This window comes from Amycolatopsis sp. NPDC059235, assembly GCF_042754125.1.
Classification (GTDB): Bacteria; Actinomycetota; Actinomycetes; order Mycobacteriales; family Pseudonocardiaceae; genus Amycolatopsis; species Amycolatopsis albidoflava.
The window spans coordinates 30833-51507 of sequence record NZ_JBHZAG010000036.1 but is presented as its reverse complement, the minus strand read 5'-3'; the positions used below and the strand labels follow the sequence as shown (position 1 = coordinate 51507).

Here is a 20675-nt window from a genome sequence, read left to right as displayed (position 1 = left end):
TGACGGTCACGATTTCGGGTCTGGGGCTAGGGTCCGCGCTAAGGTCGGAGTTGCTCATGGACCCGACACTCGCCGCGCGCGCCCTCTCCGCGGCTACGGAGATCACCAGCACCGCGCTGTCCGGGGACGACCCGGAAGCGGTGCTGGAAACAGTCGTGGCCAGGGCTGTCGAACTCGCGGACGCGGACCTTGGCCTGGCGATGGTCAGCGCCGACGACGGGCGCGTCGTGGTCGAGGCGGCGTATGGGGTCGACGGCTTGCTCGCGGAGGCGCCGGCGGGCGACGTCGAAGGCGGGCCGGTCGGGGAGCTGCGCGGGCTGACGCTCGAGACGGACTCCGCGGCGGGCCAGGTCGCGCGCGGCAGCGAGCCGATCGCGGCGGAGGACTTCATCGTCGATCCGCGCACGGCGCCCTATGTGCCGGACGAACTTCGCGGGTACGGGCCGTTCGCAGCCGCGCCGTTCGGCTCCGGCGGGCGGGTGCTTGGTGCGCTCACGGTGTATCGAAGGCAGGGGCGCGAGCCGTTCTCCGCGGGCACGGTCGAGATGCTCGCGGCGTTCGCGGCGCAGGCCGGGGTAGTGCTCGCGCTGGCGGAGGGCGCGAACGCGCGGCATCGCGTGACGCTTTATCAGGAGCGCGAACGCATCGCCCGCGAACTGCACGACGTGATCGTGCAACGGCTCTACGGCACCGGGATGCAACTGGACCGCGTCCGCCGCAACATGCGGAAACGCTTCGCGCAAGCCGACGGGGCCCGGCTGTCCGACGCGATCGACCAGCTGGACCAGACCATCGAGGAAATCCGCGGCACCGTGCGCGCACTGCGCTCCCCGGAGCCGCGCCACGACCCCGGCACCCCGACAGACCTCGCCGAATCCGCGCGCGGCGAGGTGCGCATCGCCGGCGAACTGCTCGGGTATCCGCCGACCCTGGAGTTGTCCGGCGAGTTCGCCGACATTCCGGCCGAACGGGCCGACCACATCCGTGCGGCGCTGCGCGAAGCACTGTCCAATGTGGTCCGACACTCCGGGGCGAGCGAGACCCGCGTGACGTTGACTCGCGACGCGGAGGGCGTGAAACTTCGCGTGCGGGACAACGGATCCGGGGTGCCGCAAGGTGTTGCTACCCGGGGGCTTCGGCATCTCGCCGAGCGTGCTGATGCTGCTGGTGGGCGGTTTTTCCTCAATTCTTCGCCTAGTTTGGGGACGCTTGTCGCGTTTGATCTGCCGCTTGGGTGATCACGTTGTGGCGCAGGGGGGTTTGGCAGTCGTCGCAGCTTCGGCTCGACGTCTGCGACGGGTCGCGACGCCGCGGTGGGTCGCCAAGCCGCGTCGGCCGTCAAGCAGCGACGGGCTGTCACGTCGCAACGGGCCACTAAGCCTCAACGGGCAGTGACGCCGCAAGGAGCCGTGATGCCGCGACGGGGTGCCAAGCTGCCACGGGCTGCCGAGCCGCGACAGGCCGTGCGCCGCGACGGGCTGCCAAGCTGCGACGGGCCGCCATGCGGTGACAGGTCGCGACGCTGTGACAGGCCGCCAAGCTGCGACGGGGTGCCGAGCCGCGACGAGCTGCCGAGCCGCGACGGTTTGCGCTGCATCGACGGCAGTAGCCGCATTGCCATGTCCTGCAACGCGATAGTCCGCCTTGCATCGGGCCTGCGCGGCAGTTACCGCGCCGCGACGAGCGCGTCGCGGTAACCGCATCGCCGACCGAGCTGTGGTTGCGTCGGACTCGTCGCGTCAGCTGTACTGCGCAGCCTGCACTGTGTCGTCGACCCCGCGTTGCGGCGACCTAGTGCCGCGCTGAAACGCTGCGTCGACTCGGCCTGGTGCCGACCTGGCGCCATGCCGAAACGCCATGCCGAAGCGCTACGCCAAACGCCATGCCGAAACGCCATGCCGACCCAGCGTTGCGGAGACCTGGCCCTGTTTCGGGCCGCCACCACAAACCCGCTGCCTCAGGCCTAGCCACCGCGCAACCGTCGTATCGAATCCGTCGCCTCGGAATCGCAGCGAACGCACTGCCTCTGTACCTGTCGAACTCTGTACCTGTCGAATCGCTCGCAGCAAACACGCTGTCTCAACCTCGCGCCGCTGTGAACCCACCGCTGTGAACACACCGCGCACCAAGAGATTCAGCCTTCACGAGTCATCGAACACGCTCCTTCCCCACGTTTCCGCCTGCCACCGAGCCGTCACCCATGGTATCGAGAAATCGAACATCTATTCGGCACTCAATTGGGTGAATCAATCAACGGCAGTCGGCTACCCTCAGCTTCGTCCGGGACGCCGAGAACCCCGTACGCAGCAATGCGTACGGGGTTCGGGCGCGGAATAAGCAGGGGTCAGTCGCGCGCAGCGAAGAAAGCGCGGATGTCGCCGGCGAGGAGGTCGGGGCGTTCCAGCGCCGCGAAGTGGCCGCCTTCCTCGAAGCGGCTCCAGTGCACGATGTTCGTGTTGTCGCGTTCGGCGAAGGTCTTCATGGTCTGGAAGTCGTCCTTGAACACCGCCACGCCAGTGCGCGCGTCGCTCACTCGCGGTTCGGCCTCCGCGCGGGCGTTCTCCAGGTAGCTGCGGCTCATCCCGGAGGCGGCGTTGGCGAACCAGTTCACGCTCACCTCCAGCAGGATCTTTTCCAGCGGCACCAACGAAGTCCCGTTGCCGAAGGAGTTGAACAGCTCGCTGTAGGCGAGTAATCCGATCGGGGAGTCACTGAGGCCGACGGAAACCGTTTGGGGACGCGAGGCGTTCATCGTGTTGTAGCCACCAACTGATTGAAACCATTGCATGTGCGCGAGACCGGCGTGGTCGGCCGGGTCGAGGCGTTCGAACTCCGCCGGGTCGCCGGACGGGAACGAGAACAGCTGCAGGACGTGCAGGCCGAGGAAGCCCTCCGGGTTCAGCAAGCCGAGCTCCCGGGCGGTCATCGCGCCGTTGTCCGAGCCGTGGATTCCGTAGCTCTCGTACCCGAGGCCGCGCATCAGCCGGTCGTACGCCGCGGCGACGCGAGGGATCGTCCAGCCGGATTCGGCGACGGGCTGGGAGAAGCCGTAGCCGGGCGCGTCGGGGACGACGACGTCGAAGGCGTCCTCGGCGCGGCCGCCGTAGGCGACCGGGTCGACGAGGCGGTCGATCAGGTCGAGGTAGTCGACCGACGAGCCGGGATAGGTGTGCGCGAGCAGCAGCGGCGTCGCGCCGGGGTGGGCGGAGCGGACGTGGATGAAGTGGAACGTCTGGCCGTCGATCTCGGTGGTGAAGTGCGGGAAGGAGTTGATCCGCGCTTCGGCGGCGCGCCAGTCGAAGCTCCGCCACGCCTCGATCGCCGTCCGCAGGTAGGCGTTCGGGGTGCCGGCGTCCCAGTCGTCGGTCGGCGACGGCTGCGGCAGGCGGGTGCGGGCGAGGCGGTCGTGCAGGTCCGCGAGTTCGGCGTCGGTGACCTCGACGGTGAAGGGGCGGAGGGTGAGGGAGGCGGTTGCGTTCGTCATGAGAAGAACACTAGGAGGCTAATAGGTAGGATCGGTTCCTAATAGAATAGGGAGTTTCGATGGCTGATCCGACGGCGCGGTTGCTGGCGCTTCTCGCACTGCTTCAGAGCGCGGCCGGGCGGAGCGGCAGGGAGCTGTCGGAACGCCTGGGCGTCTCGGCCCGGACGATCCGCAACGACGTCGAGCGGCTGCGTGACCTGGGCTATCCCGTCGAGGCGGCGCGCGGGAACGTCGGCGGCTACCGGCTCGGCTCTGGCGGAAAGCTGCCTCCGCTCCTGCTCGACGACGAGGAGGCGGTGGCGGTCACGGTCGGCCTGCGGGCCGCGGCGGGCATCTCCGGGATCGACGAGGCAGGCACGCGGGCGCTCGCGAAGCTGGAACAGGTGTTGCCGGCCAGGCTGCGTCCGACGGTCGACGCGCTGCGGTCGACGATCGACCGCGGTCCGGAGAACACCGGCACCGACGCGCCCGATCCGGAGGTCGACGGTGCTGTGCTGCAGGAGGTCGCGCGGGCGATCCGGCACGTCGAATGGCTCCGGTTCGACTACGCGGACGAGCTGCGGCTGGTCGAGCCGTACCGGTTGCTGAGCTGGCAGCGGCGCTGGTACCTAGTCGCCCGCGATCCGCAGGACGGCAGCTGGGCGACCTACCGCATCGACCTGATGGAACCGCGGATGCCGACCCGTCGCCGGTTCGAGCCGAATCCCTTGCCCGGCGGGGATTACACCGCCTTCGCGATGCGCACGATCGCGGCGAGCGGCTGGCTCGTGCACGCGCGCCTGCGCATCGACGCTCCGGCGGAGAAGGTGCTGGCACGGATCAACCCGACGGTCGGCGTCGTCGAACCCATCGGCGAGAACCAGTGTGTGCTCGTCACCGGCGCGGACAGTCTGGACACGGTGGCTGTCTACATTGGAATGTTGATGATGGACTTCACCGTCGAGTCGCCGCCGGAACTGGTCCCGTTGCTGCAGCTGTTGTCGGAACGCTACGGACGCGCCGTCGCGGGAAGCTGATTCACGGGAAGCTGATTCACTTGCCGCGTCGGGCAATCCAGGCCGCGGCCTGGGTGCGGCGCTGCATGCCGAGCTTCGCGAGCACGGACGTCACGTAGTTCTTCACCGTTTTTTCGGCGAGGAAAAGACGTTCGGCGATCTCGCGGTTCGACAGCCCCTGCCCGATCAGCTCCAGCACGTCGCGTTCGCGATCGGTGAGGGCGGCCAGCTCGTCGGTCGGCGGATGGCGCAGCTTGTCGAGCACGCGAGCGGTGCTGACCGGGTCGAGCAACGACCGCCCGGCGGCGACCTCGCGGACCGCGTTCACCACGTCCTGGCCGCGCACCTGCTTGAGCAGATACCCCGAAGCGCCCGCCATGATCGCGCCGACCATGGCTTCCTCGTCGTCGAACGCGGTGAGCATGAGACAGGCAGGCGGATTCGGCTTGGACCGCAACTCGCGGCAGAGCGTGATGCCGTCGCCGTCACCGAGCCGCACATCCACGACCGCGACATCCGGCTCGACGTGCATAGCCACCGCGAGCGCCTCTTCGACACTCCCGGCCTCAGCGACCACTTCCAGGTCGGCCTCGTCGCTGAGCAGGTCGCGCAGGCCCCGCCGGACGAGTTCGTGGTCGTCTACTAGCAGCACCTGGATCGGCATATGTCCAGGTTACGGGGCGTGGGGCGGTTCGTCTGCCGGTCGTGCCGCACGACACCAGGAGTTACCGCTCGCAGGCGATTCCGTCGCCGTCGCGGTCCAGCGCAGGGCGATAGCCTGGGTCGCCGCGGTGAAGCGGGGTGACCCCAGCGGCTTTCGCGGCCGCGCAATTCTTGTAGTACGCAGCGCTCGGCTGTTCGGGTTCCGGCTGATCCTCGACCGGGGGCGGCGGCGGAGCGGCTTGCTCGGACGTGCGCGGGGCCGGTGGCGGGGCGGGCGTTTCCTTCGGCGGAGCAGGGGGCGACACCGGCGTCGGCGCGGTGATGACGCCCTTGCAGGGTTCCGCCCACAATCCGGCCGCCGCTTGCTGGGCCGCGTTTGCGGCGTTGCGCAAAGAGTCGGAGATGACGTTTCCGGCCAGCCGCGCGTATCCGGCCGAAAGCGTCGCGGTCGCGTAGTCGGTGCCATCGTTCAATGCGAGCGCGACGCCGTCAGTGGTGTCCGTGGTGATCTTTACTGCCGCGCCAGCGAGCTTGTTATTGGCCCAAGTAACGGTTTCCGTCGCGTAGCAGTTGGTCCCAGTTGCCACTTCGAGACCGAGGACGCGCACGGTGCGATGGCTGCCGTCCGAGCCGGCCAGTTCGACGTTCGCGGCGTCGGTGATTTTGTCCACGGTGTACGTCACCGGCGCCGGAGAGACTGAGGTGGTCACCGGGGTTGTCGAGGGCGGCGCAACTGGTGCGGCAACCGGCTCCGGCGTCGGCGTGGGCTTTCCGAACACCGCGCCCAGAATGAAGAGAACCGCGAAGACGCTGAGGACGACCGTCAGCCAGGTCGGGAATTTCAGCTTGGGGCGCGGCGGCGGCGCGGGCGTGGAGTGCATTCGGAATTCCTCTTCCTGAGGCGGGTGCCGAATGGACTTCGCACAAGCGGCCGCGAGCGTTACACGACAGGGTTTCCCGGAAAGGAAGAAGTCACGGATCAGTTACAAAGCAAGCTTTCTCCGCAGCGGGTGTGACGGTTTGCGACTTCCCCGCGATGGTTATGGGAACTGTCCAGGAGAAAGCGCATCCCCGATGGCCGAGCTGATCGAACGACTGTCCCTGTCCCCGACCGGGCAGGTGCCCGCGAGCGGTACGGAATTCACCGCGATCGACGTGAAGACGACCGGATTGCACGCCGGTCGCGTGCTGGAGGTCGCCGCGATCCGGTTCCGCGGGGACGGAACCTTCCTCGGCGAGTTCGCGACGGTCGTCGCCGCGGAGGCGAACCGGCGCAATCCGCACCGCATCACCGCGGCGGAACTGGCTGGTGCGCCGGCTTTTGGTGACATCCTCAGCCGGTTGTTCGATCTATGCCGGGGCGCGGTCGTCGTGGCCCACGACCTGTCTTCGGCGGACAGCCTCCTCGCCGAGATCAGCCAACTGGGCGTCCGGTTGCCCCGGCTGCCCGGAATCTCGCTCAAGGACACCGCACAGGCGACGTTGCCGTTGCCCAACTACCGTCTCGCCACCATCGCCCGCGCCTTCGGCATCGAGGACTTTCCCGGTTACCTCGCCGAGCCGGCCGCCCGGGCGTGCGCGCAGGCGATGATCGCTCTCGTCGGGACCCATGGGTTGCGGCTGGCGCACCCGGTGCGTTTCCCGGAATTGCCGCGGTATGCCGCCGGGGCGGCAGCCCTGCGCCGGTCGGTGGACGGCGCGGAGAAGGGGTGGATGGCCGAGGCGGTCGACCGGGTTTCCGCGGGAGACGGCGGACCGGTCGCGCAGGCTTACCTCGATCTGCTTGCCGAAGCGGTCGGCGACGAATTTCTGGCTGACGAGGAGGTCTCGGCGCTTGCCGGCCTAGCGGCTGAAGCTGGGCTGCCCGCAGCGGAGGTCCGGCGGGTGCATGCCGGTTTCGTCGCGGAGCTGCGCCGGGTCGCGGAGGCCGACGGGGAAGTGACTTCCACCGAGTACCGCGAACTGCGGCAGGTCGCGGAGGCGCTCGGGGTGCTGGAAGCGGTGGTGGACCTGAAGGTGACCGCCACGGGACACAAGCCGACGAGAGTTCTCGTGCTCGGTGCGACGGCAGACGCGGACCAGTTCCGGGCGCGGGTGCTGTCGGCGGGATTCCAGCTCGCGAAGAACCTGACGGGCTCGGTCACGCACCTCGTGTACGACGCGGAGGTGCGTGAGTCCGAACCGCGGCTTTCCCGGGCACTGGAACTCGGTGCGCACGTCGCGCGGCTGGACGAGGCTCCGGTGTTGTTCGGTTTCGAGAGCGCCCCGCAGCCGAGACATCAGAAGGCGCCCTCGGTCAGCAGCCGGCTGGCCGGGCGGGTGCTGATGGGAATCGGACTAGTTCTGATGGTCCTCACCGTCGCCGCGATGTTCGGCGGCGCCGGGTTGGGGCCGGGGATCTTTCTGGGTGTCTTCGCGGTCGGTGCGCTGGTCGGCGGGTGGTACCTCGACGAGACGAAGCGGGCGGCGGCCGGGTCAGCGGGCTAGCGGAGGGAACCTCTTCTCGTTTCGGTCCACCTTCGCGTTCGCCGCTTCCAGCAGGTCGATTCCCAGCACGTCCGCCAGCCGGACGAGATACAGCATTACGTCGGCGATTTCGTCTTGGACGTTGAACTCCTGGGTCGGGTCCGCGCGCCAGTTCGCGGCCTCTTCCGGCGTCAGCCATTGGAACAGGGCGATCAGCTCGCCTACTTCGCCGGACAGGGCCATCGTCAGGTTTTTCGGGGTGTGGAACGGTTCCCATTCCCGGGCGGCGGCGAAGTCGCGGAGGCGCTGGGTGAGGTCGTCTAGGGTCACCGGACCTGACTATCACGCGCAGTGCTCACCTGGGGTGTCCGGGTTGGGCCGAAAAGAGTACGCCGTTGGCCCACACGCCGGTTACGGGCGATACGGCAGACTGTTCCCGTGAGCGTCCCCGACCCGGTCGAGTACACCGCCAAAATCGGTGCGGTTCTCGACACTGTGCGGCGGCTGCTCGACTCCGGCAGCCGCGCTGATCTCGCGCCGCTCGCTCGGCGGGCGGTGGACGACATCGTGGGCATGCTCGAGCAGCACGGCGACCTCGCGGCGGACCTCGAGGAGCGGCTTGACCAGGCGGTCGCGTTGTACGCGCGGGCTTGTGCGGCTCGGCCGCCGGAGCCGGGGCAGCTCGCGGACTGGGTGCTGGAGGCGGCGTTCAGCGGGCGGGCGGTCGCGGTGGCCGATTTCGCGGCGGCGCTCGGGGAGGGCGGGCTCGCGCGGATGAAGTCCATTGTGGACGAAGTGTTGCGCGTGAAGCAGCCGGAGAAAGCCGAGATCGCGCAGCGGCTGCAGGAGGAGATCGCCGAGGCCAGCGGGGACGTCGACGGGCTGGTCGCCATTCTCGCGGCCAAGCCGCCTCGGGTGGACGTCAGTCTCAAGATTGTCCGGGTGTTGCGGGCGGCTGGGCGGCACGGCGAGGCGATCGCTTACGCGGCGCGGGTGCTGACTCCGCAGCGGGCGGGAACGCGACTACGGGCAGAGAACCCGAGGGCGGAGAAGCCACCGACGGAAAAGCCGCAGCGGGCAGAGAAGCAGCAGCGGAAAGAAACACCGCAGCAGGCGGAAGCCCCGCACAAAGAAGAACACTCCATTCCGGAGTATCGCGAGCGGATCGAGCAGCTGATCGCGCAAAAAGAAGCGGGCGCGTACCGGGAAGCGGCGCAGTGCCTCAAAAAACTGCGCACCCTGCACAAGCAAGCGGGCACGGCGGAGGAGTTCACCGGCTACGTCGCCGAGCTGGTGAACGTCCACCGCCGCAAAACCCGGTTGCTCGCGGAGATCCGGTCGGCCCGGATCGCGCTTCCGAAGGGCTAGATTTCGGCCAGGGCGGCGCGGTAGGCGTCCAGGTCGTAGTCCAGCTGGTCTTCCTCCTCGGTTTCGGTCAGCTGTCCTTCCAGGACAGTCACCAACCGGTCGAGGACCTCGGTGCGGGAAAGGTCCTGCCGCAGCAGGTTCTGCGCGGCGGTCCACACTTCGGCGGGCTCGTCGTCCCACAGCTGGTCCACAATGGACGTCTCAAGCGCGAGGCGGAGACCGTCGGCGCCGTCGAATTCTTCCGCGGCCAGCGACTCGTGGTACTCCGGGTGCGCGCCGATCACCAGCAGCCGGCGCTGTTCCGGGTCGCCCGGGTCCAAGTCGGTCAGTTCCTCGTCACCGATCACTGTGGACAGTTCGGGCACCGCGAAACGGCGGCGGGCCACCACTTCCAGGGCTTCTTCGGCGGATTCGGTGCCGTCGAGGTAATCGCTGAAGTCGTCTTCCTCGTCGTCGTCCGAGAGGTACTCGCCGAGGTATTCGGTGACTTCTTCCAGCAAAGCCGCGGTCGCGATTTCGGACAGTCCGGCGCGCGCGGCGGCCCAACCCGCCCAGGACAGCACGACCGGCGCGACGGCGTCCTCGTCTTCCAGCTCGTATTCGCCGTCCAGCAAGGATTCGAGGAACCGGGCCAGCTTCTCCGGACCGACGCGCAGCGGGTTCGCCTGTTCCACCCGGCATCCGTGGTCCACCAGCAGATTGGCGATTTCGCGGGCGGCGTCGGCGTCCGGCAGGTTCGTGTCGGAGAGGAACTGGGTGACGGCTCCCTCGCGCTGCGCGGCAGTCCACTCGGCGACCGGCGGAACCTCAGTGGGCTCCGGCAGCGAACGCGCCCAGGTCAGCGCGATGGCGTGGAATCGCGTGTAGTCCTCGCCGACGTCCGGCTCGTCCAAGGCGTCCGTGGCGGCGATCCCGGACACCAGCAGCCGGTGCGCGTCGGCGGGTTCGATCTTCTCCAGTACGACCAGTTCGCCGTCTTCCTCGACCTGCGAGCGCATTTCGGCGAGCACCTCGTGCGGCTCCTCGATGACCACCAGGTCGCGCACCCGGCCGCCCTCGGTGAAGTCCAGCAGCGCGAGCAGGCCGAGCGAGTGGTCGCCTCGGGAAAGGACGCACAGCAGCGAAGACTCGTCGCCGTAAACATCCCCGGTGCGCCAGCATTCGCCGACGCTGACCTGCCCGACCTCGGCGGCCCACTCCGGCTCCGGGATGCCGCGGCCGAGCACCACGCCGAGCGCCTCGGCCGCCGCCGAACGCTCCTCTTCGGACTCGGCCAGCACCTTCAGCGCGGCCAGCAGCGCCGCCGCGCCAGGGGTGATCTTGCGCTGGGCGAAGGCGATCAGCTCAAGCCCGAGCTGGCTTTCCGGCTCGTCCTCCACGACGACGTCCCGCCACTGCCCGACGACCTCGGAACCGAGCAGGTCGATGTCGAACGGACCGGGCTCGGCCGCGACCGCGGAGAAGTCCCGCAGCACGTCCTTGAACAGACCGTTGACGCTGGGGGCGGTGGGTAGGGAACTCTTCTTGCGCGCGCGGCTCACCGGACTCATGCCGCACATCTTGCCTGGACCGAAAGCTCAGGCCTCAGCTGGTCGGCTCCGCCGTGCCGCGTGCCTTCAGGCGCCGTTCGCGCAGCGCGTCGTCGAAGTCGACGACGAACGCCCCCGCGGCCATCGCGACCAGCAGCGTCAATCCCAATACCGCGCCGACCCAGGTCAGGACGATAGTCAACATCGTGGCCTCCTTCGCAGGTCAAGTGCGACTTCCTGCTGCTTTCAGGGTCGCTTGCGGACCGGGGCGCTGGTATCGGCCAAGTGGTTACGAAGACGCTGACCGATCGGTCAATTACCCGGCTCTTGCGCAGAAAGAGAGCAGAAGGAGGCCAGTGAGGCGCGTGTGGGTGACGCTCAGAGTTTCCGCAATCGAACACGGTTGATGGCGTGGTCGGCGTCCTTGCGAAGCACGAGCGTCGCACGCGGCCGGGTCGGCTTGATGTTCTCCATCAGGTTCGGCTCGTTGATGGTGCGCCAGAGGTGCCGCGCTTCCTCGCGGGCCTCGTCGTCGTCCAGGCCGGCGAAATGGTGGAAGTGCGACGCCGGGTCGGCGAACGCGGTGTGCCGCAGCTTCAGGAATCGCTCGACATACCAATGCTCGATGTCGTCGATGTGCGCGTCGACGTAAATCGAGAAATCGAACAGATCCGAAACGGTCAGGCTCGGGCCGGGCTGCAGGACGTTCAGCCCCTCGATGATCAGGATGTCCGGCCGCTCCACGACCTGCTCCTGGTCCGGGAGGATGTCGTAGGCCAGGTGCGAGTACACCGGCGCGGACACCCGCTCTGCCCCGGACTTCACCTCGGTGACGAACCGCAGCAGGGCGCGCCGGTCGTAGCTTTCCGGGAAACCCTTGCGGTGCATGATCCCGCGCCGGGTCAGCTCGGCGCGCGAGTAGAGGAACCCGTCGGTCGTCACGAGGTCGACGCGCGGGTGGTCGGGCCAGCGGGCGAGCAGGGTGCGCAGGATCCGGGCGGTGGTCGACTTGCCGACCGCGACACTGCCCGCGACGCCGATCACGAACGGCGCTTTGGTGTTGCGGCAGTCCTCGCCGAGGAACGTCGTGGTGGCCTCGTACAGCTGTTGCCGGGCCTTCACCTGGAGGTTGATCAGCCGCGAAAGCGGCAGGTACACGTCGGCGACCTCGGCGAGATCGATTTGTTCCCCGAGCCCGCGGAGCCGGACCAGCTCGTCCGCGGTCAGCGGCAGCGGAGTGGAGCTGCGCAGCTCCCGCCACTGTTCCCGATGCAGCTCTACATAAGGGCTGAGTTCACGGACCCGTGTGGGCATCGCACACTCCTCGGCCGTCGCCTGCGCTGGCTCCGTCTGCGCTACTTCCGTAACGCCGTATCAACGGTAGGGCTTACCGCGCGTGAACGCGCTGTGATGTGATGCACGCACCCCTGAGCCGAGAGGTATTCGATCACCGAAGGTGACCGTTGGCCCCGAACACTTCCTGCCACGCGGCGGCGACCTGACGGGCACAGGTGGCCGGTGCCACGCCGCCGACGCCGGTGCCGAGACCGGGCATCGCGATCGTCCGCACCGCCGAGGCGACCGAGCCGGAATCCAGCTGCCCGCGCTGCCACTGCAGGAACACCGCGCGCGCCGCGAGATACGGGTGGACGGTGTCGGCGGGCAGCCGTTCGCCGGGCTCGCGCATGGTCGGCGCGCTGATCAGCCACGCCGGTTCGGACTCGCCGGTCGGGACGATCACCGACTCGCCGATCGGCAGCTCACCGCCGTATGAAGCCAAAACCGCGCTGCGCACGCTCTGCTCGATGCCGGGGAACGCCCGCGCGTAGACCGCGTCGATCCCGCCGCGCATCCAGCCGTAGGAGTTGGCCGGGCTGACCACCGCCTGCGCGGCGATGTCGAGCACCGAACCGCGATGCACCCGGACAGAGCCGCCGACGTCCGCCACGGCGGAGGTCCACGCCGCGGCCAGCGGTTCATCGACGGCGCACAGCACCAATTCCGGCGTTCGGGGAGAAACCGGCGAAACGGCTTCCCCGTGCCCGGCGTGTGTGCCTGAGTCGGCGGTCACCGTTCCAGCATGGCAAAAAACGCCACCCGGCGTAACCGGTTTAGCCACCGGCTGTCCGAGTGAAAAGCGCCACGCACTCGGTCGCTAGCCTGACTCCCGTGTTGCGGATCGCGTATTTCGGCCCTCAGGGCACGTTCACCGAGCAGGCCGCCCGCGCGCTCGCGCCGGGCGAGGACCTGACCCCCTACGAGACCGTCCGGCTGGCGCTGCAGGCTGTCCGCGACGGCGCCGCGGACGCCGCGTGCGTGCCGATCGAGAACTCCGTCGAGGGCGTGGTCCCCGCGACGCTCGACGGGCTCAGCGACGGGGATCCGCTCGTCGCCACGGCCGAGACGATCCTGCCCATCCACTTCAGCGTGCTCAAACGGCCGGGCGGCGGCGAAATCCGCACCGTCGCGAGCCATCCGCACGCGCTCGCCCAGGTGCGCGAATGGCTGGAGGCGAACCTGCCGGACGCCACCCCGGTCGCCTCGTCGTCCACCGCGGCCGCCGCCGTCGGCGTGGTCGAGGGCGATTTCGACGCGGCCGTGTCCGCGCCGGTCGCGATCGAGCACTACCCGCTGGAGGAGCTGGCGACCGGCGTCGCCGACGTCCGCGACGCGCAGACCCGGTTCCTGATGGTGCGCCGCCCCGGCGAACTGCCCGCGCCCACCGGAGCCGACCGCACGTCGATCGTCGCGGCCGCGGTCAACCGCACCGGGACGCTGTCCGATCTGCTGGTGGAGCTGGCCGTTCGCGGGATCAACCTGACCCGGATCGACGCCCGGCCGACGCGCAGCAACTTCGGCGAGTACCGGTTCTTCATCGACTTCGAGGGGCACGTCGCCGAACCCCGGATCGTCGACGCGATGGCCGCCCTGCGCCGACGCTCCCACCTGCGCTTTCTCGGTTCGTACCCGCGAGCGGACGAGGTCGCGGCCACGATCGAGGACGGCGCGGGGAACCAGGATTTCCTCGACGCGCAGGCTTGGGTCGACGCCGTTTTGAAGGGAGAGGGCGCATGAGGTTGCTGCTGGTCCGACACGGGCAGACGGAAGGCAATGTCCGCCGCGCGCTGGACACCGCGTTGCCCGGTCCGCCGCTCACCGAACTCGGCCGGGAGCAGGCCGCGGCGCTTGCCGAGCAGCTGAAATCCGAGCCGATCGTGGCGGTGTACGCGTCGGAGGCGGTGCGGGCGCAGCAGACCGCGGCGCCGCTGGCCGAGGCGTTCGGGTTCGACGTGCAGGTGATCGAGGGCGTCAAGGAGGTCGACGCCGGCGACCTCGAAGGCAATACCGACCCGGACTCGATCGGCGTCTACCTGGACGTGGTGAAGGCCTGGACGGAAGGCGACCTCGACGTCTCGATCCCCGGCGGCGAGACCGGCACGCAGGTGCGCGACCGGATGCTCGGCGCGGCGGGCGAGCTGCGGGCCAAGCACGAGGAAACCTCGCCGGACGGCGTGGTCGTGCTGGTCAGCCACGGCGGCGCGATCCGGCTCGCCGGGGAGTGGCTGGCCGCGAACGTGCCCGCCGAGCTGGCGAACGAGGCGCTGATCCCGAATACGAAGTTCGTCGAGCTGGAAGCCCGCGACCACGGATGGGAGTGCGTCCGCTGGGTCGACACCCGCCTTTCGTGAGCGGTTGATCACTCGCTCGGGGAAACGCTGAGTGAACCCGCATCCGGTGGGGAACTCACCGGATGCGGAGCAACCCCGTCCGGACATGGCACGTCCTCCGGAAGAGGTTCCACCCAGTTCGGCGTTCACCAGCACAGCGAGGCGAGTGAGATGGCAAACACGAAGAAACCGTGGTTTTCCCTGGTCTTCCTGTCCGCAGTGGGCGCGTCGGGGGCGCTGCTGCTTTCCGCGTGCGGCCAGGGCGCTCCCGCCGCGAGCGGCCCGGCGAGTTCGGACACCCCGTCGAGCAGTCCGATGTCGTCGGCTTCGTCCGCCGCGTCGTCGGCTCCTTCTTCCGCGTCGTCCGCGCCCAGCGGCGGCTCGGCTCCGGCCGATAAGCCGCCCGCCGACAACGGCCTGTGCAAGGCAGGCGACGTTTCCCTGTCGCTCGGCGGCGGCGACGCCGGCGCCGGTTCGGAGTACCGGCCGCTGCTGATCAAGAACACCAGCGGCACGCCGTGCACTATCCAGGGCTTCCCTGGCGTGTCCTACGTCGGCGGCGAGAACGGGGCCCAGATCGGCCCGGCCGCCGATCGCGACGGCGCCAAGGGCGCGCCGGTGAAGCTGGCTCCCGGCCAGTCCGCCGCGGCCGACCTGCAGTTCGCGCAGGTGCGCAACTTCGACCCGGCCGTGTGCAAGCCGACCCAGGTCAAGGGCCTGCGTGTGTACCTGCCGCAGGAGAAGGCGTCGAAGTTCGTGCCGCTCGACGGCCTCGGCTGCGCGGGCACGAACATCCCGGGCAAGCAGCTCGGCGTGAAGACCGTGCACAAGGCCTGACCGAGGCTCTGCGCGTGGGGGTCAGCCCCGCGCGCAGAGTTGTTCCACCTGGACGACGGCGGCCTGCTGGTCGCGGTTGTCGAAGCGGCTGCTGAGCACCATCTTGTTCACCGCTTCGAGGCTTTTGGCCAGCGGCTGGTAGTTGCCGTCGAAGGTCGCCGCCGCCTTGGCCAGCTCCATCGCGCCGGTGACGCGGTGCACCGAATCGTCGGACATCCGGGTGAACTGCGCCGCGTCGACGCCGCCCGTGGTGTCCGGGATGTGCCCAGCGCGAGCGAACGCGGCGCACGCGGCCGCCGCGTCGACATTCGCTCCGGCGCGCTGGCCGGACAGTCCCCACAGCAGCCCGACCACGCAGGTGCCGAGCACGAACCCGGCGACGGCGGCGAGGACGAGCGGCCGGCGGGTGGCGGGAGGCGGTGACTCCAGGTCGGTGTCGCGGTCGTCGTCCGGCAGCGGCGGAGTGTCGAGCGCAGTCATCACGTACCTCCGGGCGGCCGGGGTGAGGTGCTATTTCAGCACCAAAACCGCGCCGGATCACTGCTGCGAACAGACTCCGTCCCCGGTCGAGGCCGTTTTGTCATCGAGCGGGCGTCCGCGCAGCGCGAACAGTGCGTAAGCGGTCACGAACAGCAGCAGAACGCCGGAAGCGGTGAAGGTGTCGCCCGCCGATCCGAGCAGCTTCGTGAGTAATCCGCCCAGGAGCGCGCCGAGCGGAATCGCGCCCCAGACGACCGTCCGCCACACCCCGAGCACGCGGCCGAGAAGCTCGCCGGGCACGAGCGTGTGGCGCGCGGTCGCGAGCACCACGTTCACCGCCACCACCGCCGCCGCGAAGACGCCGAACAGCACCGCGGATACCACCGGCTGGCGCACCAGGCCCATGCCGCCGAAGCCGAGCGCGCAGAACAACACCCCGCCGACCAGGACCGTCCGCCGTCCGATGCGCCGGACCAGTCGCGGCGTCAGCCCGGCTCCGAGCAGGCCGCCGGCACCGCCGACGAACGCGAAAGCGCCGAAGGTGGCGTCGGACAAATGCAGGTCTTCCAGCGCGTACAGCACCAGTTGCGCCTGGGCCAGTTCGCTGATCAGGCTGAGCAGACCGGCGATCGCGAGCAGTCGCAGCAACAGCGAATGCCGCCGCAGCCAGCGGAAACCGTCCGCGAAATCCGCCCGGATGTGCGACTTGGCTTCCTGCCGCGGCCGGTAGCTGCCCGCCATGCCCAGCAGCACTGCGGCACCGACCGCGAAGCCGACGGACGAGAGCAGGAACGGGAAGACCGCGAACATCGCGAAGGTGGCGCTGCCGACCGGGCCGCCGAGGAAGGTCTGGCCGACGATCTCGCAGGCCTGCAGTTTGCTGTTGGCGCTCTCCAGCCGGTCCGCCTCGACCAGCGAGGGCGGCAGCACGTTCGCCGCGCTCTCCGCGACCGTTTCGGCGATGCCCACGAGCAGCGACGCGACGTAAATCGTCCAAATCTCCATCGCGGCGAACGCGAGCAGCGCGGTGACCGCGGCGACCACGAGCGCGCGCATCGCGTTCGCGGCGATCATCGCCTTCTTGCGGTCGATCCGGTCGACGAGCGTTCCCGCCGGGATGGCGAACAGCAGCCACGGCAGGAACTGCACCGCCGAAAGCGCGGCGATCTCGACCGGATCGCGGGTCAGCGTGGTGGCCAGCAGCGGGAAGGCGACCTTGGCGATGCCGTCGGCGAGGTTCGACGTGCCGCTCGAAGCGAGCAGCCAGCGCAGCCGGCCGTCCGTCGTCCGATGCGACACAAACCACCTCACGAAAACCGGAAACTGCCTGATCAGGACAGTCTAAAGAGATCAGCCGCGTTCTGTGACGCTTTGATGACCTTCGGTGTTTTCCGCGGTGGCGCTGCGTTGTTGAGCAGGGAAGAGCAACGGGCTGGCGGGGTTCCGCCGGAATCAGCCCCAGCCGAGTTCGTGCAGCCGCTCGTCGTCGATGCCGAAGTGGTGGCCGAGTTCGTGCATGACGGTGATCAGGACTTCCTCGACGACGTCGTCCTCGGTGTCGCAGATGTCGAGGATCGGCTCCCGGTAGATCGAGATCCGGTCCGGCAGCGCACCGCTGTAGTGGCTGGTGCGCTCGGTGAGCGCGATGCCGTGGTAGAGCCCGAGGATGTCCGGCGCTTCCTCGTTGAACTCCTCGACCAGCACCACGACGTTGTCCATCGCCGCGGCGAACTCCGCGGGCACCTGGTCGAGCGCGTCGGCCACGAGTTCCTCGAACCGGGCCTGGCTCATCTCGACGGGCACCGCTCAGTTCCCGCCGGAACCGGAACTCGGCGGCGGGCTCTGCTGCTGGCCGGACGAGCTGGAGGAGCCGCTCTTCACGCTGCCGGTGACCGCCTGGAACCCGCTGCCGTCCTGCAGCGTGGCCGCGACCTTGCAGTTGACCTTGGTGGACCCGGCGTCCCAGCTCTCCTGCTCGCGCGAGTCCCAGCCCAGCGTGAGCTTCTTCGAGGAGAGATCAGAGCTGCCGGTGTAGTCCTTCGCGGCCTTGTTGCACTCGGTGTCGAGCCAGGACTTCTGGTCGTCCAGCTTCGGGTAGCCGTCCTTGAAGTGCGAGGCCAGGTCCAGCGTCGCGATCATTTCGTAGGAGTGCGGCTTGCTGCAGTCGACCGGGTCGCCGACGCCCTTGCCCGCCAGCGCGAGGCAGGTGCCCGGGGCCCACACCATCGACTGGTCCTGGGTCTTCGCCGCGCCGGTGGTGGGCTGCAGGCCGCCGCCCGGACCGGCGAACTGCAGGCCGCAGCGCAGCTGGCGGTCGCCGCCGGACCACTGCGCCGACGTGGGCCGCAGCAGGTTGGTGGTGAGCTTGCCGTACGGGTCGAGCGGGTGGCCGAGGTACGGCCGCACGTCGCTGTTGCACTGCTGCTGCGCGATGTCCTGCCATTGGTCGAGGCTCGGGAACGGAGCCTGCTGCGGGAACTTCGCGCCGATGTCGACCACGGTGGTGACCTCGAACAGGTGCGGCTGGGTGCACGGCACCTGGTGCGCGTCCGAGGCGTCCTTGGCGTTCCAGGTCAGGCAGGTGCCCGGCGGCGAGTGGAAGGCCTGCTGGGCGGCCTCGGTGAGCTTGCCCTCCCCGCCGCCCGCGCCGCCGGCGAGCGTGTCGGTCCAGGAGAAGGCGACGCTCAAGGCCAGCGCGATGACCGCGCCGAAGAACACCCCGGCCATCACCACGCGGGTGGTCAGGGTCTGCATACGCGAAGGGAACCGCTCCGAGCGTTGAGACATCGATACCCATGATGCCCGCGCCGCATGAACCGCGCGTGTGCCGGGTCGATTAGGGTGGAACGCGGGGTTTGCAGTGCTGGGGGATTACGGAGCGCACATGACGCAAGACGACAACAGCGGCGCGCAGCCGACCGAGGAGCAGAAGAAGCCGGGTTCGATGCGGTTCCAGGACGCGAACACGCAGCCGCGGCAGCCCTCGGTGGCCGAACAACGGGCCCGTAAACAGGCCATCGCCGACCAGGAACGCGAGCGGCAGGAAGCCCTGGCGGCGCGGGAGGCGGCGGACGCGAAGGCGGCCACCAAACGCAAGATCCTGATCGGCAGCGGGGTCACTGTCGGTCTCGTCGGGCTGGTCGCGACGTTCTACACGATCGCGAAGCCCGCCGAGGTCACCGCGTCCTGCGTCTCGTCCGACGGGGTCATCCAGAACGACGAATACTGCACCGAGAACTACGCCCAGACCCACGGCGGGCACTACAGCGGCGGGTTCTGGTTCATCCCGATTCCGGGCGGCGGCGGGTTCACCCAGTACCGCTACAACTACGGCGGCACCGGGAACATCGGGCAGCACGTGTCCGGCGGCAGCTACACCGCGCCGTCGGGCAACACCAACGTTTCGACCAAGTCGGGCACCAGCGTCCAGCGCGGCGGGTTCGGCATCAGCGGCAAGAGCGGCACCTCCGGAGGCACCGGCGGGACCGGCAAGAGCGGAGGCTCGTAGGTGTATCGGGACCGGCGGGAACCGCGCCGCGACTGGCAGCGGATCGTCGAAGAGCAGGGCCTGGTCTACGGCACCCCGGCACGCGACGGCACCGGCAAGCCGCGGCCGTACTGGGACGAGTCGGTGCACTACGTCTTCGACATGGACGAGGTGCTCTCGCTCGAGGCGGACGTCGAACTGCTGCATTCGATGTGCCTGGAGGCCGTCGACAACGTCGTGACCACCGAGCAGTACCAGCGCTTCGGCATCCCGGAGTGGGTGTGGCCGCACATCGCGGAATCGTGGAAGCGCCAGGACCCGCACGTCTACGGCCGCTTCGACCTGCGCTACGACGGCAAATCGCCGGCCAAGCTGCTGGAGTACAACGCGGACACGCCGACCACGCTGCTGGAGGCGTCGCTGCTGCAGTGGCACTGGAAGACCGACGTCTTCCCGGAAGACGACCAGTGGAACTCCATCCACGAGAAGCTGGTGGAGCGCTGGGAGGAACTCGGCGGCAAGCTGCCGTCGAACGAACTGCACTTCACCTGGTCCGCGGCCGACCCGAGCGGCGAGGACCACGTGACCACGGCGTACCTGCAGGAGACCGCCGCCGAGGCCGGGCTCGACACGGTCGGGCTCGCGATCGAGGAGATCGGCTGGGACCCGGTGCTCAAGCGGTTCGTCGACCTCGCCGAGGCGCAGATGTCCACGGTGGTGAAGCTGTACCCGTGGGAGTGGGTCGTCGACGAGGAGTTCGGCAAGTTCGCGGTGGAGACCATGCCGCGCACGCTGTGGGTCGAACCGCTGTGGAAGATGCTGCTGTCGAACAAGACGCTGCTCGCGGTGCTGTGGGAGAACTACCCCGGGCACCCGAACCTGCTGCCCGCGTTCGCTGACGACCCCGGCCTCCTCACCGAGTACGTGCGCAAGCCGAAGCTCGGCCGCGAGGGCGCGAACGTGCAGATCGTGGCCACCGGGTACGAGACGCAGACGGACGGGGTCTACGGCGCGGAAGGCTACGTCTACCAGGCGTTCGACCCGCTGCCGGAGTTCGACGGATACCGGCCCGCGCTGGGCGCGTGGATCGTCGGCGACCAGTCGGCGGGGCTCGGCATCCGCGAGACCAGCGGACTCGTCACCGACGACGGTGCGGCGTTTGTCCCGCACCGGATTCCGGAGTCGTGATAAAACCCTGGATGTCCGATTTGCTGAGCTGACTCGGCCATCCAGGGAGACTCCGTGTCCACGACGCTCGCGCTGCCCGCAACGTTCGGTTCCGACCTCGTGCGCGGCATCGGCGCGATCCTGCTGTACGGCATCGTCGGCCTGCTGCTGATGTTCGCCGGCTTCTACGCGATCGACTTCACCACGCCGGGCAAGCTGTCGAAGCTGGTCACCCGCGGGCTGCCGAACGCGGTGATCGTGACCGCGTCCGGGCTGCTGTCGATGGCGTTCATCGTGGTCGTGGCGATCTACAGTTCCGCGAGCGACCTGACCGCCGGGCTGATCACGTCGCTGGTCTACGGCCTGATCGGGGTCATCGTTCAGGTGCTGGCCGTGCGGCTGCTGGAGTGGGCGACCCGGATCGATGTCGGGTCCACGATCCAGAGCGAGAAGTTCGCGCCGGCCAGCGTCGTCGTCGCGGCGGCGCACCTGGGGCTCGGGCTGGTCGTCGCGGTAGCGATTTCGTAGCGT

General features: G+C 68.9%; 22 protein-coding genes. 10 read left to right on the top strand and 12 right to left on the bottom strand.

Going from position 1 to position 20675, the window contains the following annotated elements:
• The first annotated feature begins 56 nt into the window (after nucleotides 1–56).
• On the top strand, nucleotides 57–1238 hold the full coding sequence (locus tag ACFXI3_RS23450; protein ID WP_344281920.1) for a histidine kinase: 1182 nt from the start codon (nucleotides 57–59) through the stop codon (nucleotides 1236–1238).
• Nucleotides 1239–2344: 1106 nt separating this feature from the next.
• On the opposite strand, the gene ACFXI3_RS23445 is transcribed toward ACFXI3_RS23450, so the two are convergent.
• Entirely contained in the window at nucleotides 2345–3484 is a 1140-nt protein-coding gene (locus ACFXI3_RS23445; protein ID WP_378402104.1) for an epoxide hydrolase family protein, read from the bottom strand.
• A gap of 59 nt (nucleotides 3485–3543) precedes the next feature.
• On the opposite strand from ACFXI3_RS23445, the gene ACFXI3_RS23440 reads away from it, so the two are divergent.
• Nucleotides 3544–4500 (top strand): helix-turn-helix transcriptional regulator, encoded by a 957-nt coding sequence (locus tag ACFXI3_RS23440; protein WP_378402102.1) that lies wholly within the window; start codon nucleotides 3544–3546, stop codon nucleotides 4498–4500.
• A 16-nt stretch (nucleotides 4501–4516) separates the two neighbouring features.
• Here ACFXI3_RS23440 and ACFXI3_RS23435 read toward each other — a convergent pair whose 3' ends face one another.
• Nucleotides 4517–5143 (bottom strand): response regulator transcription factor, encoded by a 627-nt coding sequence (locus tag ACFXI3_RS23435; RefSeq protein ID WP_009085782.1) that lies wholly within the window; start codon nucleotides 5141–5143, stop codon nucleotides 4517–4519.
• 61 nt (nucleotides 5144–5204) lie between these two features.
• Complete coding sequence (locus ACFXI3_RS23430) at nucleotides 5205–6023, bottom strand: excalibur calcium-binding domain-containing protein (protein ID WP_378402100.1); 819 nt, start codon at nucleotides 6021–6023, stop codon at nucleotides 5205–5207.
• Nucleotides 6024–6216: 193 nt separating this feature from the next.
• On the opposite strand from ACFXI3_RS23430, the gene ACFXI3_RS23425 reads away from it, so the two are divergent.
• The gene (locus ACFXI3_RS23425; protein WP_378402098.1) at nucleotides 6217–7629 is read left to right on the top strand and encodes a 3'-5' exonuclease; all 1413 of its coding nucleotides are present in this window, start codon (nucleotides 6217–6219) and stop codon (nucleotides 7627–7629) included.
• Here ACFXI3_RS23425 and ACFXI3_RS23420 read toward each other — a convergent pair.
• Nucleotides 7618–7938, bottom strand: coding sequence for a nucleotide pyrophosphohydrolase (locus tag ACFXI3_RS23420; RefSeq protein ID WP_344281897.1), 321 nt, complete (start codon nucleotides 7936–7938; stop codon nucleotides 7618–7620). The two genes, ACFXI3_RS23425 and ACFXI3_RS23420, sit on opposite strands and share 12 nt — an antisense overlap.
• Nucleotides 7939–8046: 108 nt before the next feature.
• Between ACFXI3_RS23420 and ACFXI3_RS23415 the strand changes: the two genes are divergently transcribed.
• Nucleotides 8047–8976 carry a hypothetical protein gene (locus ACFXI3_RS23415; RefSeq protein WP_378402096.1) on the top strand — a complete coding sequence of 310 codons (930 nt, stop codon included), beginning with the start codon at nucleotides 8047–8049 and terminating at the stop codon, nucleotides 8974–8976.
• On the opposite strand, the gene ACFXI3_RS23410 is transcribed toward ACFXI3_RS23415, so the two are convergent.
• The 4 genes from ACFXI3_RS23410 to ACFXI3_RS23395 all read right to left on the bottom strand — a co-directional run bounded on the left by ACFXI3_RS23410 (nucleotide 8973) and on the right by ACFXI3_RS23395 (nucleotide 12576).
• Nucleotides 8973–10526: a hypothetical protein gene (locus ACFXI3_RS23410; protein WP_378402094.1), complete on the bottom strand. Its 1554-nt coding sequence runs from the start codon at nucleotides 10524–10526 to the stop codon at nucleotides 8973–8975. The genes ACFXI3_RS23415 and ACFXI3_RS23410 overlap by 4 nt on opposite strands.
• 34 nt (nucleotides 10527–10560) lie before the next feature.
• On the bottom strand, nucleotides 10561–10710 hold the full coding sequence (locus tag ACFXI3_RS23405) for a hypothetical protein (RefSeq protein ID WP_344281886.1): 150 nt from the start codon (nucleotides 10708–10710) through the stop codon (nucleotides 10561–10563).
• A gap of 173 nt (nucleotides 10711–10883) precedes the next feature.
• Nucleotides 10884–11819 carry a type I pantothenate kinase gene (gene coaA, locus ACFXI3_RS23400; RefSeq protein ID WP_344281883.1) on the bottom strand — a complete coding sequence of 312 codons (936 nt, stop codon included), beginning with the start codon at nucleotides 11817–11819 and terminating at the stop codon, nucleotides 10884–10886.
• Nucleotides 11820–11952: 133 nt separating this feature from the next.
• Entirely contained in the window at nucleotides 11953–12576 is a 624-nt protein-coding gene (locus tag ACFXI3_RS23395) for a macro domain-containing protein (protein ID WP_344281880.1), read from the bottom strand.
• Between the two features lie 98 nt (nucleotides 12577–12674).
• Between ACFXI3_RS23395 and pheA the strand changes: the two genes are divergently transcribed.
• From pheA to ACFXI3_RS23380, 3 genes are all read left to right on the top strand, one after another.
• Complete coding sequence (pheA, locus tag ACFXI3_RS23390; protein ID WP_378402091.1) at nucleotides 12675–13580, top strand: prephenate dehydratase; 906 nt, start codon at nucleotides 12675–12677, stop codon at nucleotides 13578–13580.
• Nucleotides 13577–14194, top strand: a complete 618-nt coding sequence (locus ACFXI3_RS23385) for a histidine phosphatase family protein (RefSeq protein ID WP_378402089.1) — start codon at nucleotides 13577–13579, stop codon at nucleotides 14192–14194. Before pheA ends, ACFXI3_RS23385 begins: the two co-directional genes overlap by 4 nt.
• Before the next feature lie 150 nt (nucleotides 14195–14344).
• Nucleotides 14345–15010 (top strand): DUF4232 domain-containing protein, encoded by a 666-nt coding sequence (locus tag ACFXI3_RS23380; protein ID WP_344281871.1) that lies wholly within the window; start codon nucleotides 14345–14347, stop codon nucleotides 15008–15010.
• 21 nt (nucleotides 15011–15031) lie between these two features.
• Here ACFXI3_RS23380 and ACFXI3_RS23375 read toward each other — a convergent pair whose 3' ends face one another.
• The 4 genes from ACFXI3_RS23375 to ACFXI3_RS23360 all read right to left on the bottom strand — a co-directional run bounded on the left by ACFXI3_RS23375 (nucleotide 15032) and on the right by ACFXI3_RS23360 (nucleotide 18277).
• On the bottom strand, nucleotides 15032–15490 hold the full coding sequence (locus ACFXI3_RS23375) for a hypothetical protein (RefSeq protein WP_378402087.1): 459 nt from the start codon (nucleotides 15488–15490) through the stop codon (nucleotides 15032–15034).
• Nucleotides 15491–15547: 57 nt separating this feature from the next.
• Nucleotides 15548–16789, bottom strand: a complete 1242-nt coding sequence (locus tag ACFXI3_RS23370) for an MFS transporter (protein ID WP_378402085.1) — start codon at nucleotides 16787–16789, stop codon at nucleotides 15548–15550.
• Between the two features lie 153 nt (nucleotides 16790–16942).
• Nucleotides 16943–17293, bottom strand: coding sequence for a metallopeptidase family protein (locus ACFXI3_RS23365; protein ID WP_344281862.1), 351 nt, complete (start codon nucleotides 17291–17293; stop codon nucleotides 16943–16945).
• A gap of 3 nt (nucleotides 17294–17296) precedes the next feature.
• A complete protein-coding gene (locus ACFXI3_RS23360; RefSeq protein ID WP_344281859.1) occupies nucleotides 17297–18277 on the bottom strand; it encodes a septum formation family protein in 981 nt (326 codons plus the stop codon).
• A gap of 97 nt (nucleotides 18278–18374) precedes the next feature.
• Between ACFXI3_RS23360 and ACFXI3_RS23355 the strand changes: the two genes are divergently transcribed.
• The 3 genes from ACFXI3_RS23355 to ACFXI3_RS23345 are packed head-to-tail and all read left to right on the top strand — an operon-like array spanning nucleotide 18375 to nucleotide 20672.
• Nucleotides 18375–18998, top strand: a complete 624-nt coding sequence (locus tag ACFXI3_RS23355; RefSeq protein ID WP_378402083.1) for a hypothetical protein — start codon at nucleotides 18375–18377, stop codon at nucleotides 18996–18998.
• Complete coding sequence (locus ACFXI3_RS23350; protein ID WP_344281853.1) at nucleotides 18999–20165, top strand: glutathionylspermidine synthase family protein; 1167 nt, start codon at nucleotides 18999–19001, stop codon at nucleotides 20163–20165.
• A 54-nt stretch (nucleotides 20166–20219) separates the two neighbouring features.
• Nucleotides 20220–20672, top strand: coding sequence for a DUF350 domain-containing protein (locus ACFXI3_RS23345; RefSeq protein ID WP_344281850.1), 453 nt, complete (start codon nucleotides 20220–20222; stop codon nucleotides 20670–20672).
• Nucleotides 20673–20675 lie beyond the last annotated feature (3 nt).